This is a genomic window from Paracoccus luteus, assembly GCF_004522155.1.
GTDB classification, from domain to species: Bacteria; Pseudomonadota; Alphaproteobacteria; order Rhodobacterales; family Rhodobacteraceae; genus Paracoccus; species Paracoccus luteus.
Genome location: NZ_SDEA01000004.1, coordinates 297,270 through 311,734, shown reverse-complemented (window position 1 = coordinate 311,734; position 14,465 = coordinate 297,270). Strand labels below are relative to the sequence as shown.

Genomic DNA, 14,465 nt, shown 5'->3' with positions numbered 1-14,465 from the left:
CCAATCAGCCATACACAGAAGACCTGACACTCTCGGCGATCGGCACCGGCGACGGCATCACCACTGCGTTCCAGCTGGTGAAGCGCTACGCCTCAGGCAGTCAGACATGGGTGCGTGCGATCACCAAGCCGGTCGCCGGCACGGTCCGGATCGCCCTCGATGGCGCAGAGCAGCTCGGCGGCTGGTCCGTCGACACGACCACCGGCGTGGTGACCTTCGCCACTGCGCCAGCCGAGGGCGTCGCCATCACCGCGGGCTTCGCCTTCGACGTGCCGGTCCGCTTCGACACCGATGCGCTTGATGTAACGCTCGACCTCGAGCGGCTCGGCTCGATCACCTCCATTCCGCTGCTGGAACTGCGCCGATGAAGACCCTCGACCCCTCACTGCAGGCCCATCTCGACGACGGCACGACGACGCTCGCCTGGTGCTGGCGCATCAGCCGCGCCGACGCCGTCACCTTCGGCTTCACCGACCACGACCGGACGCTCGCCTTCGATGGGACCGGTTTCGAGCCCGAGAGCGGATTGACGGCCTCCGAGGTCCGCTCGGGCTCGGACCTGTCGGTCGATGCGCAGGATGCAGAGGGTGTACTGACCTCGGACCGGATCACCGAGACCGATATCCTCGACGGCCGCTGGGACAACGCGGAGGTCGAGGTCTGGCGCGTGAACTGGGCGGACACCGGCCAGCGCGTGCTGATGCGGCGCGGGGCCATCGGCCAGATCCGGCGCGGGCGGCTCGCCTTCGTCGCCGAGGTGCGCTCGCTCGCCCATGTCCTCGGGCAGACCGTGGGGCGGACCTTCCAGGCGACCTGTGACGCCGCGCTTGGCGATGCGCGCTGTGGCGTCGATGTGCATGACCCCGTCTTCAACGGCACGGGCGCCGTGATCGATCTGCTGCGCGACCGAGCCTTCACCGCCTCGGGGCTGGGCGGGTTTGACTCCGGCTGGTTCACCTTCGGCACGCTGGACTGGACGAGCGGCGCGAATGCGGGGCGGCGCACTGAGGTGCTGAGCCATGACGTGACGGACGGCATCGCCGTGCTGACCCTGCTCGAGGCGCCGGTGCGTGCCATCGCCGAGAGCGACGCCTTCACCATCCGCGCGGGCTGCGACAAACGGATGGAGACCTGCGGGGCGAAGTTCGCGAACACAGCCAACTTCCGCGGCTTCCCGCACATCCCCGGCCAGGACGCCGTTCTCCGCTACGCCACGAAGGATGGCGGGCACGAGGGGTCCGTGCTGTGACCTCCGCCAATCCCCAGCGCGTTATCGCCATTGCGCGCTCCTGGCTCGGCACGCCCTACCACGACCAGGCCAGCCTTCGGGGCGTCGGCTGCGATTGCCTCGGGCTGGCCCGGGGCGTCTGGCGCGAGGTCGTCGGCCCCGAGCCGTTCCCGATCCCTGCCTACAGCCGGGACTGGGGCGAGACGGGCCCGCGCGAGGTGCTGGCCGAGGGCGCACGACGCATGATGATCGAGGTGCCTCCTGTAGAGGCCGTTCCCGGCGCACTGGTGCTGTTCCGCATGAAGCCCCGGGCCATCGCAAAGCATGTCGGGATCCTGACCGGTCCCGATTCCTTCCTCCACGCCTACGAGCGGCTCGGCGTGATCGAGGAGCCGCTGACGCAAGCCTGGCGGCGGCGCATCGCCTTCGCCTTCCTGTTCCCGCAACGCTGAGACCCGAACATGGCCACCCTCGTTCTCGGTGCCGCTGGCGCTGCCATTGGCGGGTCGATCGGCGGCGCGATCCTCGGCGTCAGCGCCGCGACCATCGGCGGCTTCATCGGCTCCAGCATCGGCTCGGTGGTCGACAGCTGGATCATCTCCTCGCTCGCGCCGACGCAGCGCATCGAGGGTGCGCGGCTCGACACGCTGCGTATCACCTCGGCCACCGAGGGCGCAGTCATCCCGCGGCTCTACGGCCGGATGCGGATGGGCGGCAACATCATCTGGGCCACGGATTTCCGCGAAGAGACGAAGACCACCACGCAGGGCGGCGGCAAGGGTGGCGGGGGCGGCAAGGTCAAGACGACCGAATATCTGTACTATGCCAGCTTCGCCGTCGCCTTGTGCGAGGGACCGATCACGGGCATCGGGCGCGTCTGGGCCGACGGCAAGCCGATGGACCTCTCCGGAGTCACCTGGCGCTGGTATCCGGGCGACGAGGCGCAGACGGCGGACCCGTTCATTGCGGCGAAGATGGGCGCGGCCAGCACGCCCGCCTATCGCGGCACCGCCTATGTGGTCTTCGAGGAGCTGGCGCTCTCGACCTACGGCAACCGCCTGCCGCAGCTTTCCTTCGAGGTGTTCCGCCCGCTCGCCGATCCCGATACCGCCGAAGGGCTGGTGCAGGCCGTCACCATGATCCCGGCCTCGGGAGAGTTCACCTACGCCACGCAGGCGATCCGCAAGACCGACGGCGGCGCGACGGTGCCCGAGAACCTGAACGCCCTGGCCGACTCCACCGACATGGTGGAGGCCCTCGACCGGCTGCAGGCGATGGCCCCGGCGGTCGAGNCTCCACCGACATGGTGGAGGCCCTCGACCGGCTGCAGGCGATGGCCCCGGCGGTCGAGAGCGTCAGCCTCGTGGTGGCGTGGTTCGGCGACGATCTGCGCGCGGGCTCCTGCAAGGTGCGGCCGGGCGTCGAGGTCTCTGCCAAGTCGACCACGCCGGTCAGCTGGTCGGTCAATGGCGTCAGCCGCACCAATGCCTTTCTCGTCAGCCGCGACGATCAGGACCGCCCGGTCTATGGCGGCACGCCGTCCGACTTCGCGGTGGTGCAGGCGATCCAGGAGATGAAGGCGCGCGGGCTGCGGGTCACCTTCTATCCGTTCATCCTGATGGACGTGCCGCCCGGCAACAGCCTGCCGAACCCCTATTCCGACAACGCCGCCAACACGGGCCAGCCCGCATTCCCGTGGCGAGGACGGATCACCTGTTCTCCGGCCGCTGGCTATGCCGGGACCGTCGACAAGACCGCCACGGCCGCCACGCAGGTCGCCGCGTTGTTCGGCGCGGCGACGCCCGCGAGCTTCAGCGTCTCGGGCGAGAGTGTCGGCTGGACCGGCGCAACCGGCGACTGGGGCCTGCGGCGCATGGTGCTGCACTACGCCCATCTCTGCGCGGCGGCGGGCGGGGTCGATGCGTTCCTGATCGGCACCGAGATGCCGGGATTGACGACGATCCGATCCGGAGCCAGCACCTATCCGGCCGTGCAGTCCTATCGGGATCTGCTCGCCGATGTCCGCACGATCCTCGGGGTCGGGACGAAGATCGGCTATGCCGCCGACTGGTCGGAGTATTTCGGGCACCAGCCGGGCGACGGCAGCGGCGACGTGTTCTTCCACCTCGACCCGCTCTGGGCGGATCCGGAGATCGATTTCGTCGGTATCGACAACTACATGCCACTCTCCGACTGGCGCGATGGCTTTGAGCATGCCGACGCGTCCGAGGGCTGGCCGGCGATCTACGACCGGGCCTATCTGCAGGCGAACATCGTCGGCGGCGAGGGCTACGACTGGTTTTATGCCAGCGCGGCGGATCGCTCCGCACAGTTCCGTACCCAGATTACGGATGGCGCGGCGGGCAAGCCTTGGGTCTTTCGCTACAAGGATCTGCGCGCCTGGTGGTCGAACGCGCACTACGACCGCCCCGGTGGGGTGGAGAGCGGGACGCCGACCGCGTGGGCGCCGCAGTCCAAGCCGATCTGGTTCACCGAACTTGGCTGCCCGGCCATCGACCGCGGCACGAACCAGCCAAACGTCTTCTTCGACCCGAAGTCGTCGGAGAGCTTCACGCCGCATTTCTCGCGGGGCTGGCGGGATGACGCGATCCAGCGCGCCTATCTCGAGGCGACGTATCTCTGGTGGGGCGAGGCGGCGAACAACCCGGTGTCCTCGGTCTACGGTGGGCGGATGGTGCATGTGCCCGAATGCGCCGCCTGGACCTGGGACGCGCGACCGTACCCGTTCTTTCCGGCGCTGACCGACGTCTGGACGGACGGGGCGAACTGGCGGCTCGGCCACTGGCTGACGGGGCGGCTTGGCGCGGTGTCGCTCGCGGCGCTCGTCCGCCACCTCTGTCTCCGCGCCGGGCTGCCCGAGTCCCGGATCGATGTCACCGGGCTCTGGGGCGCGGTCGAAGGCTACGCCATTACGGCTCTCGAAAGCCCGCGCGCCTCGATCACCACGCTGTCGCGCCACTTCGGCTTCGACGCGGTGGAGACCGAGGGCGTGATCCGCTTTATCATGCGCGGCCGGGCGTCCGTCGCCAGCCTCGCGCCCGACGACCTCGTAGCCGCCCGCGAGGGCGATGTGCTGGAACTCACCCGCGGCCAGGAAACGGAACTGCCGCAAGCGCTGAAGTGGCAGGTCGCCCGCGCCGATGAGGATTACGACGCGGCCCTCGTCGAGGCGCGCCGCATCACCGTGGACACGACGCGGATCGCCTCCGAGAGCTTTCCGATGGCGGTGCCGCCCGAGGAGGCCGAGCGGCGCTGCCGCCGCGCGCTGATGGAGGCGTGGGTGGGCCGCGAGACGGCGGCGTTCCGATTGCCGCCCTCGCGCCTCGCGCTCGATCCAGCCGATGCGATCCGGCTCGCGCATGACGGGCGGCTGGTCGATTTGCGGCTGGTCTCCATCGCCGACGCGGAGGCGCGTGGCATCGAGGCGGTTCGCCAGGACCGGGCGACCTACGATCTGCCGCCCGGCGATCCCCGCGCGGCGTCGCTGACGCGCGCCGTGGTGTTCGGCGCGCCGAAGGCGGTGCTGATGGACCTGCCGCAGCTGACCGAGGACCAGCCCGCGCATCGGCCGCTGGTCGCGGCGCACGCGGTTCCCTGGCCGGGCGAGATGGCGGTGTTCCGCAGTCCCTCGACGGATGGCTTCGAGCTCCTTACCAGTTTCGGCACGCGGGCCCGGATCGGGACGCTGGTCTCGGATCTCTATTCAGGCCCGACCTCGCGCTTCGATCGCGGTAATGCGCTGATCGTCGATCTGCTGACCGGGACGCTGGAAAGCGTCACGGACCTGACCCTGTTCGGCGGCGCCAACGCGCTCGCCATCGAGAGCGCGGCCGGCGTCTGGGAGATCGTGCAGGCGGGCGCGGCCGAGCTGCTCGCGCTCGGCCGGTATCGGCTGACCCAGCTCCTGCGCGGCCAGCGCGGCACCGAAAGCGCCATGGGCAACCCGGCGCCTGCTGGCGCGCGGGTCGTGGTGCTCGACGACAGCCTCGCCACGCTACCAATCGCCGAGGCCGACCTCGGGATCCCGTGGAACTGGCGCATCGGCCCGGCGAGCCGTTCGGTCAGCGACGAGACCTATGTCGCGCAGGCCTTCACGCCGGCAGGCGCCGGGCTGCGCCCGTTCTCCGTCGCCCATGTCGAGCAGCCATGGCGCAGGCCTCGCACGCCCGGCGATCTGACGATCCGCTGGAAACGCCGGTCCCGCGCGCTCGCAGCCGACAGTTGGGGCGGGCTCGAGGTGCCGCTGGCCGAGGAACTGGAAGCCTATGAGATCGAGATCCTCGACGGCACTGCCGTGAAGCGGGTGCTGAGCGTGAACACCACGAGCGCGGTCTACACGGCCGCCCAGCAGACCGCGGACTGGGGCGCGCCGCTCGCCCCCGGCGACACGCTCGACATCCGCATCTTCCAGCTCTCCGCCCTCGTCGGGCGGGGCGCGCCAAAAACGGTCACGTTCACGTTCTGAAGGCCATCCCATGTCCGACACCACGACCCATCTCCTGCTGCCCTACGTCCTCGCCGCGCAGGCCCAGAAGCACGTCACCCACAACGAGGCGCTGCGGCTTCTCGACGGGCTCGTCCAGCTCTCGGTCCTCGACCGGGACCTGACCGCCCCGCCCGGCAGCCCGGCCGATGGCGACCGCTACATCGTCGGCTCGGGCGCGACGGGCGACTGGGCCGGCTGGGACCTGAACGTGGCGCTCTGGACGGACGGGGCGTGGCTGCGTCTGCCACCGAGGACCGGCTGGCGCGCGTGGGTCGAGGACGAGGGCCTGCTGCTGGTCTACGGCGGCGCGAGCTGGATCGGCACCACGCCCACGGCGCTGCAGAATATGGCGATGCTGGGCGTCGGCACGACAGCGGATGGGTCGAACCCATTCTCGGCCAAGCTCAACGCTGCGCTCTGGACCGCGAAGACCATCGCCGAGGGCGGCACAGGCGATCTCCTCTACACCATGAACAAGGAGGCCGCGGGCGACGATCTCGGCCTCACGCTGCAGACCGGCTTCGTGACCAAGGCGCTGGTCGGCCTCTTCGGTTCGGACCGCTTCCGGCTGGCAGTCTCCGCCGACGGCAGCACCTTCTTCGACGGGCTCAGTGTCGACAACGCCACCGGCATCGTCGACCAGCCCCGGCTGCCACGGTTCAAGGCCTGGACCAACTACGACAACTATGTCGGCGTCGGGACATGGACGAAGATCGGCCTCAACAACACCGACACCAACGATCAGGGCGCGTTCGACGCCGCAAACAACCACTTCGTGGCACCCGCAGACGGCACCTACCTCTTCGGCGCGACGCTGCTCTACAAGATCAACGCCAGCGCCACGGCCCACATGCGCGGGCGGCTCGTGCTGAACGGGACGACCGAAATTCGCGGCTCCCTCGGCGAAATCTCCGCGACCCACGTCTCGCTCGCCACTGCCATCTGGCTGCAGACGATGGTCCCGCTGACTGCGGGCGATACCGTCGAGCTGCAGGGGTATTTCCGGGTCGCGGACGGCTACTTCGCGGCCGACCACACGTCCTTCTGGGGCTGCAAGATCGGCTGAGCGGCGAAAGGAGGAACCGATGAACCCACCCCGATCCGAAGGCTACGTCCGCATGCCGGACGCCGAGTTCGAGGCGATCCTGACCCGGGCGGCTGAGGAAGGCGCGAAGCGTGCGCTTGCCGATGTCGGCCTCGACGGCGACGAGGCCGCGCTCGACATCCGCGATCTGCGCTCGCTGGTGGACTGTATCCGGCTGGTGCGCCGCACCGCGATGCAGACTGCAGTTCGCATGATCACCACCGGCGTCGTGCTGGCGCTGCTGGCGGGCATCGCCATCAAGCTCAAGATCTTCGGCAACGGCCCGTAGCCGTCGTCTCGTTCCGATCTGTCAGCCCATCATGACCCGCCCTCGAGGCGGGTTTTTTCGTTTGGAGGACCCCATGACCACGACCTTCCACCGCCATTGGCGTGACGTGCCGAAGAATGCCTGGCGCTGGCCGAACTTCTCGCCCGCCGAGATCGCCTGCCGAGGGACCGGCAAGCTGCTGATCAACGAACCCGCGCTCGACAAGCTGCAGGCGCTGCGCGATCGGCTGGGCAAGCCGCTGATCGTCCGCTCGGCCTATCGCAGCTCCGAGCACAACCGCGCCGTTGGCGGCGCGACCCGGTCGAAACATCTCGACGGCGCGGCCTTCGACATCGCCATGGCGAACCACGATCCGGTGGCGTTCGAGGCGGCAGCGCGGGCGGTGGGGTTCCTCGGCTTCGGTTTCTACCCGCGCTCGGGCTTCATCCATGTCGATCTCGGCCCGGCACGGCAGTGGGGCGAGCGCTTCCCGGTCCGGCCGACTCCCTTCGCTGCCGAAACCCCGCCGGCGCGCGAAGTGCTGGCGCAGAGCCGCACCATGAAGGGTGGCGGAGCGGCCGGTGTGGCGACGCTGGGCGCGGCGGGCGTCGAGGTGGCTCGAGACGTCCTTGCCGAGACCCAGACCGCCATCCTGCCGCTTGTGTCCTATCTCGAAACGCTGCGCTGGGTGTTCATCGCCGTGGCACTCGTTGGCATCGTCGTGACCATCTACGCGCGGCTCGACGACTGGAAGCGGGGGCGTCGATGATCGCCGCGCTGCTGGGCGGCATTGCCGCCAGCCCATGGATGCGGGCCGCGCTGCGCTACGGCGCCGTTGGCTTCAGCGTGCTTCTGTTCCTGCTCGCGCTCCGGCGTTCCGGCGAGCGCACTGGCCGCCTCGCCGAACGCTATGAGACCACGGAGAAGATCAATGATGCCCAACGCCGGATGCTGGAGGCGGCGGCTCGCCGCCCTCGCAATCGCGACGAGCTTGCTGACCGGCTGCGCGACGGTCGGTTCTGAACAAAGGATCATGGCACTTTGTCCGCCGGTCGTGGAATATGGTCAGGAGTTACAGACGCGGGCCGCCGACGAACTGGCGTGGTTGCCGGAAGGCTCGATCATCGCGGAAATGCTGACCGACTACGCAGTGATGAGAGAGCAGGCTCGGGCCTGCTCTCCTGAGACAAGCTAGCAAGAGCCTGAGCGCCTGCGGTCTGCAATCCGCACCAATATGGCGGCAGGCAGCATGCCGATCGATCGCTGGACGCAGCGGCCTGGTGGTGTCCCTCACCGTTCCTTGTCGCCAGGATCAGGATCAGCGTCGTGATCCCGAGGATCGCCGGGTCAGTACGTCCTCAATCTCGCGCGCCACGTCGTCGATGCCCTGCATTCCATCAACCGTAATGAGCTCTCTCCTTCGGCGATAGTAGTCCAGTAGCGGCTCCGTCTTGTTCCGATATGCGTCGAGACGTCTGACAAAGGTATCCCGATTGTCGTCGCTGCGAGCCGTGCCGCCAGCGGCCAGCGTATCGGCGACGCGCTTTTCCATTCGCTCGACCAGCGAGGTCTCATCGACCTTCAGTTCGATGACTGCGTCAAGCCTGACACCCCTTTGCTCCAGCATGGCGGTCAGGGACTCCGCCTGCGCGACTGTCCGGGGAAAGCCGTCGAGAATGAACCCTTTGCGCCAATCCTCTTGATCGATCCGGTCGGATACCATCTGGTTGACCACATCGTCGGGTACGAGTTCGCCGCGATCCATGATCGCGTCGACCCGCCGCCCGGTTTCGGTGCCTTCGGTCACAGCAGCGCGCAGCATATCTCCTGTAGAAAGCTGAGGGATCGAGTGGCGTTCGGCCAGGCGCTGCGCCTGCGTTCCCTTCCCTGCTCCTGGTGGTCCGAACACTATCAGTCTCATTGTCTCTTCTCACCTCTTGGATAGCCACGAGGGCGATGGCGGCGGCAATTCCGATGCACCCAGTACCGTTTGGAGAAGCCCTGCACTTCCGCGCAGACCGGCGCTGGCCGTGTAGGCGGACATGATATCCCTGCCTCCAAGTCTGGCGCCGGAGCTGGACCGCTCCGGCGCCGAACTCCTTAGCGGCTCGAGTCGCCGTAGACGATGCCATTCGGCCGATCGCCGACCGGCACCGTCCTCACCACGTCCTGGCTCTCGACATCGATGATCGACACTGTGTCGTCCGCAATGTTGGTCACGAACACGTAAGCCCCGTCGGCCGATGCCGACACGCCATGGGCGCCACCCCCGGTGGTGATCGTCTTCACGACCTCTCCCGTCGCCGTGTCGATCACGGACACCGTGTCGTTCGGCTCCGCGTCGGTGCCCTGATTGGCCACGTAGACGTAGGCTCCATCGGGGGTCGCGAACATCTGGATCGGGTTCGGCCCGACGTCGATCCTGTTCGTCACCTGCCGGGACGAGGTGTCGATGACGGCCACCCGGTTCTCGTCGCGCAGCGAGACGTAGACCTGATCGCCAGACGGCGTGAACCCGACCTGAACAGGCGCTGCGCCCACCGGAATGCGCGCAACTTCCGTCAGGTCCTGCGTGTCGATGACGGAGACCGAGCCGTCCTCGACATTGGCCACATAGATCTCGCTCTCATCCGGGCTGAGGCGCAGCCCGTGCGGATAGGCGCCGGTCGCGATGCGCTCGATGACTTCGGCCTGTGCGAGATCGACGACCGCAATCTCGTTCCCGCCGGACAGCGAAGCATAGGCGCGCCCGCTGCGGTCGGCGACGACATGCGCCGGATGCGCGCCGACTTCCACAGTGGCGACGGGCTGCGACAGTCGCTCCGGATCGAGCACCACCAGGACCCCTCCGCCCGCATCGGTGTCGGCATGTCCATCGTCATCCGATCCGTGCGCGTGATCGGCGGCAGGGCTCCCGACCGCCAGCAGCAGATTTCCGTCCGGCGTCAGATCGACATTGTGCGGCGACACGCCGACGTCAACGGTCTCGACCGAACCCGTGCCGAGATCGATGGCGCTGATCGAATTGCCGCCCTCGTTGGCGGAGTAGACGGTCCCGCCGGTCTGACCGAGGGCGGTTGGTGCCTCGCCGGCGTTCGTCGCCAGCCAGGCCTGCATTTCGACGATCTCGCCTTCCTGCGCCGCGATGATCTGGTCCGCCCACTCCCTGGTCTGCGGATCGTCGCCGTATTGCTGGACGATCTTCGCCATGTCGATCGCACCCTGATGATGCGGGATCATGCCCCGGACGAAGGCGACATCCGGATCGCCGGCCATCACGCCTTCCATCATCGGTCCGTGCATTTCATTCATCGCGGCGACGTAGGCCTGCGTGAAGTCGGGAGCGCTGGAAAGGCTCGTTGGGGCGCCGTCAGCGCCGGGTGCGGCCATTCCGCCGTGCATGCCCCCCTGCATCATTTGCTGCATCGCCTGCATCATGGCCTGGCCATGCTCGGGGATGCCCTGCATGCCGGGCATCCGGTCCGAGGGAGACGTGGGCGCGGGAGCCTGTTCCGCTTGTGCGGGCGGGGTTCCCGGGTGGTGGGTATCATGTTCGGCCTGGGCGAGAGCAGCGCCCGGCAGGCCCGCCAGCAGGCTGACGGAAAGAACGATTGCAGTTCGGTTCATGGGTTTTCATCCTTGGCACCGGAGGGCCGGCGTCACATTCGCGGACGCGGGTCTCCGAAAGTTCGTCTGGGCTCGAAGTGCGCGCTGCCGGCGGTCGCGCCGGAGCGGCCGTCACGCAGCAATCAGACGAGGCGGCCTCAGGATTCCTTCGGGGGATCGTTCCCACGGGTCACGGTGCATGACCCTGAACAGTTCACCATTCACGGACGGCCCGAACGTCAGCGGCCCGACGGGAACGGCGGCGATCAGACAGGTCTGACAGCAGTCGGCCAGCATCTGGCCGCCGTCATCACTCTCGCAGCCTGCAGATGTCTCTGCCCCGTGATCGCCGGGCAGGTGATGTTGGCCGCAGTGGCTCGCCGTGGCCGCGCTCTGTTCGCGGTGGAGGGCGTGTCCGGTCGGGCTGGCATGCGCTACGCCCTGCAGAACGAGGGAGCTGATGGCAAGCAACAGGATGCCGATCGCGAACTGGCGCAATCGGCCGCATCTCGCCGCGAACGCAACTCTGAAGCGCCCGCTCATGAGCCACCTGCCTTCTCGGTGTCGAGCCGGGCCGATGCGCTGCTGACGCGGGCAAGGGCCATCGCTCGCGGCTTGAGCTGCATCGGATCGGCGGCAAGGTGGACGGTCATGTGGAGGCGCCTGGCTCAGATTTCCTGCGCGCCGAGGTAGCGCCCGAAGGTCTGGGTGGTCGGACCGAACAGGAGCACTTCATAGGGCTCGGGTTCGACCCCGGAAAAATCCATGCCGGGCGAGCCGGCAGGCATTCCGGGAATGGCAAGTCCCGTCCCGGAGGGCCGCTCGGCCAGCAGGCGGCGGATCGCGGCAGCTGGCACATGACCCTCCACCACATAGCCGTCCACCTCGGCCGTATGGCAGGAGGTCAGCTCGGCCGGCACGCCGAGCCGCTCCTTGAGGCTGAACACGTCGTCCGAGTCCACGACCCGCACCGGAAAGCCCGCGGCTTCGATATGCGCGATCCAGCCGTCGCAGCAGCCGCAGGACGGATCCTTGGTGACGGTCACGAGCGGCAGGGCCTCGGCCCGCGCCCACGCCGGCATCGACAGCAGGAACGGAAGTGCGGCGGCGGCCGCGAGAACGGCCCGCCGGCCGATGGTGTGATCGTTCCGCATCGTCAAACCTTTCTTCGTGGACTCCATGATCTCACCGGCTAGTCCGGAGCGCGACCCACGAACGGGTGAGAATGCGCCGGCGTCCCGCGGCATGATGTCGCCTGTCAGATGCGCTCGCGGGAACGGCCCACGATGCCACCCGGACATCACAGCTTCACGCCCCGCAGCCGAGACGCATTCGCGATCACGCTGACCGAGGATAGCGCCATGGCGGCTGCCGCGATGATCGGCGACAGCAGGATGCCGAAGAACGGATAAAGCACCCCCGCGGCGATCGGGATACCGAGCGCGTTGTAGATGAAGGCGAAGAAAAGGTTCTGGCGGATGTTGCGCATCACCGCCTGAGACAGTCGCCGCGCCCGAACAATGCCGGTGAGATCGCCCTTCAGGAGGGTGACGCCCGCGCTCTCCATCGCCACGTCGGTGCCGGTGCCCATGGCGATGCCGACATCCGCGGCCGCGAGCGCAGGGGCATCGTTGACGCCGTCGCCCGCCATCGCCACCACCTCGCCCGCCGCCTTGTGCCGCTGCACGACCTCGCTCTTCTGGTCCGGCAGGACCTCCGCCTCGACCTCGTCGATGCCCAGCTGTCGGGCGACCGCCTTCGCTGTGGTCCAGTTGTCGCCGGTGAGCATGACCACGCGGATGCCTTGGGCCTTCAGCGCGGCAAGCGCTTCAGGCGTGGAGGGCTTGACCGGATCGGCGATGGCGAAGATTGCGGCGACCTCTCCGTCCACGCCCATGAAGATCGCGGTCGCCCCGTCTTGGCGCAGCCGGTCAGCCTGCGCGGCCAGCGGCGTCACATCGACCCCTTCTTCGGCCAGGAAGTTTGCGTTGCCGAGGGGAATGCGCTTGCCCTCGACCGTGCCATAGGCGCCCTTCCCGGTCGGCGAGTCGAAATCCGCAACCGGTGCGGTCGCGATCCCCCGCTCCTCTGCCGCGCGCACGATGGCGAGCGCCAGCGGATGCTCGCTCGCCCGCTCGACGCTGGCGGCCAGGCGCAGCACCTCCTCCTCGGTAAGACCGGCAGCGGGAACGATGGCCGTGACGGCGGGACGCCCCTCCGTCAGTGTGCCGGTCTTGTCGACGATGATCGTGTCGACCTTCTCCATGTGCTCGAGCGCCTCGGCGTTCTTGATCAGGACGCCATTCTGCGCGCCGCGGCCGACGCCGAACATGATCGACATCGGCGTCGCCAGACCCAGCGCGCAGGGGCAGGCGATGATCAGGACCGAAACCGCCACGACCAGCGCATAGGCGAAGCACGGCTCCGGGCCCCAGATCGACCAGGCGATGAAGGCGAGCACCGCGACCACGATCACCGCCGGCACGAACCAGCCCGACACCTGGTCGGCAAGTCGCTGGATCGGGGCACGGCTGCGCTGTGCCTCTGCGACAAGCTGGACGATCTGCGACAGCATGGTGTCGCGTCCGACCTTGCGGGCCTCGATCACCAGCGCGCCGGACTGGTTCATGGTCCCCCCGATCGCCCGCGAGCCGACCTCCTTGGTCACCGGCATGGATTCGCCCGTCACCATCGACTCGTCGACGGCGCTGCGGCCTTCCAGCACCTCGCCATCCACGGGCACCTTCTCGCCCGGCCGCACCCGCAGGCGGTCGCCGACATGGACAGTGTCGAGCTGCACCTCTTCTTCGGTGCCGTCATCACGGATGACCCGTGCGGTTTTCGGGGCGAGATCGAGCAGCGCCCGGATTGCGCCGCTGGTGCTTTCCCGCGCCCGGAGTTCCAGCACCCGTCCGAGCAGCACGAGCACGGTGATGACCGCTGCGGCTTCGAAATAAACCGCGACCGACCCGTCATGCTGGCGGAAGGCGTCCGGGAAGATGTCTGGCGCGAGCGTCGCAACGACGCTGTAGATCCACGCCGCCCCCGTGCCCATGGCGATCAGGGTGAACATGTTGAGATTGCGCGTGACCAGCGACTGCCAGCCGCGCTGGAAGAAGGGCCACCCGGCCCACAGGACGACCGGGGTCGCGAAGAGCAGCTGGATCCAGTTCGAGGTCTGCTGATCGATGTAGCGGTCCAGCCCGAGGAAGTGGCCGCCCATTTCCAGAATGAATACAGGGACCGTCAGCACCAGCCCGATCCAGAAGCGGCGCCGCATATCGATCAGTTCGAGATTGGGCTCCGCCTCGAGGCTGACCAGCACAGGCTCCAGCCCCATGCCGCAGATCGGGCAGGATCCCGGCCCCACCTGCCGGATCTCTGGGTGCATGGGACAGGTGTAGATCGTCCCCTCGGGCACGGGCTCGGCCTTTGCCGCCGCAGCGGCCGGGTCGAGGTAGCGGTCCGGCTCGGCCAGGAACTTCGCGCGGCATCCGGCCGAGCAGAAGTAATACGGCCGCCCCGCATGCTCGGCCTTGTGCTGCGTCGCATGGGGATCGACCATCATGCCGCAGACCGGGTCCTTGACCCGATGCACGCTGTCTGTCGGAGTCGCCTCCGCAGCGTGCGAATGCTCCGTCCCGTGGTGCCCCGAGTGAGCATGCCCGTGTTCGTGAGAATGTCCCGGCCCGCGATGCTCATGGCCGCCGACGCGAGAACTGCTCTCCATGTGGAGGGGGGCAGGGTGTTGGTCTTTGCTCTTGCTGGCCAT

Annotated in this window: 12 protein-coding genes and 1 pseudogene; 8 read left to right on the top strand and 5 right to left on the bottom strand. The window is 68.1% G+C overall.

Going from position 1 to position 14,465, the window contains the following annotated elements; translation table 11 throughout:
• The 8 genes and pseudogenes from EPA64_RS08170 to EPA64_RS08135 all read left to right on the top strand — a co-directional run.
• Positions 1–368: DUF2460 domain-containing protein (locus EPA64_RS08170; RefSeq protein WP_167626623.1), on the top strand; the 368-nt coding region annotated here is incomplete at its 5' end.
• Positions 365–1,249 carry a DUF2163 domain-containing protein gene (locus EPA64_RS08165; RefSeq protein ID WP_134725744.1) on the top strand — a complete coding sequence of 295 codons (885 nt, stop codon included), beginning with the start codon at positions 365–367 and terminating at the stop codon, positions 1,247–1,249. The genes EPA64_RS08170 and EPA64_RS08165, both read left to right, overlap by 4 nt.
• Positions 1,246–1,680, top strand: coding sequence for an NlpC/P60 family protein (locus EPA64_RS08160; RefSeq protein WP_134725743.1), 435 nt, complete (start codon positions 1,246–1,248; stop codon positions 1,678–1,680). The genes EPA64_RS08165 and EPA64_RS08160 overlap by 4 nt, the downstream gene beginning before the upstream one ends.
• A gap of 9 nt (positions 1,681–1,689) precedes the next feature.
• A pseudogene (locus EPA64_RS08155) lies at positions 1,690–5,714 on the top strand (baseplate multidomain protein megatron).
• Between the two features lie 10 nt (positions 5,715–5,724).
• Complete coding sequence (locus EPA64_RS08150) at positions 5,725–6,801, top strand: DUF2793 domain-containing protein (RefSeq protein ID WP_085378402.1); 1,077 nt, start codon at positions 5,725–5,727, stop codon at positions 6,799–6,801.
• 19 nt (positions 6,802–6,820) lie between these two features.
• Positions 6,821–7,108: a DUF6127 family protein gene (locus tag EPA64_RS08145; RefSeq protein WP_036708073.1), complete on the top strand. Its 288-nt coding sequence runs from the start codon at positions 6,821–6,823 to the stop codon at positions 7,106–7,108.
• A 73-nt stretch (positions 7,109–7,181) separates the two neighbouring features.
• On the top strand, positions 7,182–7,856 hold the full coding sequence (locus EPA64_RS08140; protein WP_036700213.1) for a YcbK family protein: 675 nt from the start codon (positions 7,182–7,184) through the stop codon (positions 7,854–7,856).
• Entirely contained in the window at positions 7,853–8,110 is a 258-nt protein-coding gene (locus EPA64_RS08135; protein ID WP_036700215.1) for a hypothetical protein, read from the top strand. The genes EPA64_RS08140 and EPA64_RS08135 overlap by 4 nt, the downstream gene beginning before the upstream one ends.
• 295 nt (positions 8,111–8,405) lie before the next feature.
• Here EPA64_RS08135 and EPA64_RS08125 read toward each other — a convergent pair whose 3' ends face one another.
• The 5 genes from EPA64_RS08125 to EPA64_RS08105 form a co-directional block, all read right to left on the bottom strand.
• Entirely contained in the window at positions 8,406–9,008 is a 603-nt protein-coding gene (locus EPA64_RS08125) for an adenylate kinase (protein ID WP_036708067.1), read from the bottom strand.
• Between the two features lie 179 nt (positions 9,009–9,187).
• Complete coding sequence (gene copM, locus EPA64_RS08120; protein WP_036700220.1) at positions 9,188–10,714, bottom strand: CopM family metallochaperone; 1,527 nt, start codon at positions 10,712–10,714, stop codon at positions 9,188–9,190.
• Between the two features lie 111 nt (positions 10,715–10,825).
• Positions 10,826–11,236 carry a hypothetical protein gene (locus tag EPA64_RS08115; protein ID WP_036700223.1) on the bottom strand — a complete coding sequence of 137 codons (411 nt, stop codon included), beginning with the start codon at positions 11,234–11,236 and terminating at the stop codon, positions 10,826–10,828.
• Positions 11,237–11,361: 125 nt separating this feature from the next.
• Positions 11,362–11,874: a DUF411 domain-containing protein gene (locus tag EPA64_RS08110; protein WP_425467019.1), complete on the bottom strand. Its 513-nt coding sequence runs from the start codon at positions 11,872–11,874 to the stop codon at positions 11,362–11,364.
• 119 nt (positions 11,875–11,993) lie between these two features.
• Positions 11,994–14,423, bottom strand: coding sequence for a heavy metal translocating P-type ATPase (locus tag EPA64_RS08105; protein ID WP_134725777.1), 2,430 nt, complete (start codon positions 14,421–14,423; stop codon positions 11,994–11,996).
• Between the last annotated feature and the right edge of the window lie 42 nt (positions 14,424–14,465).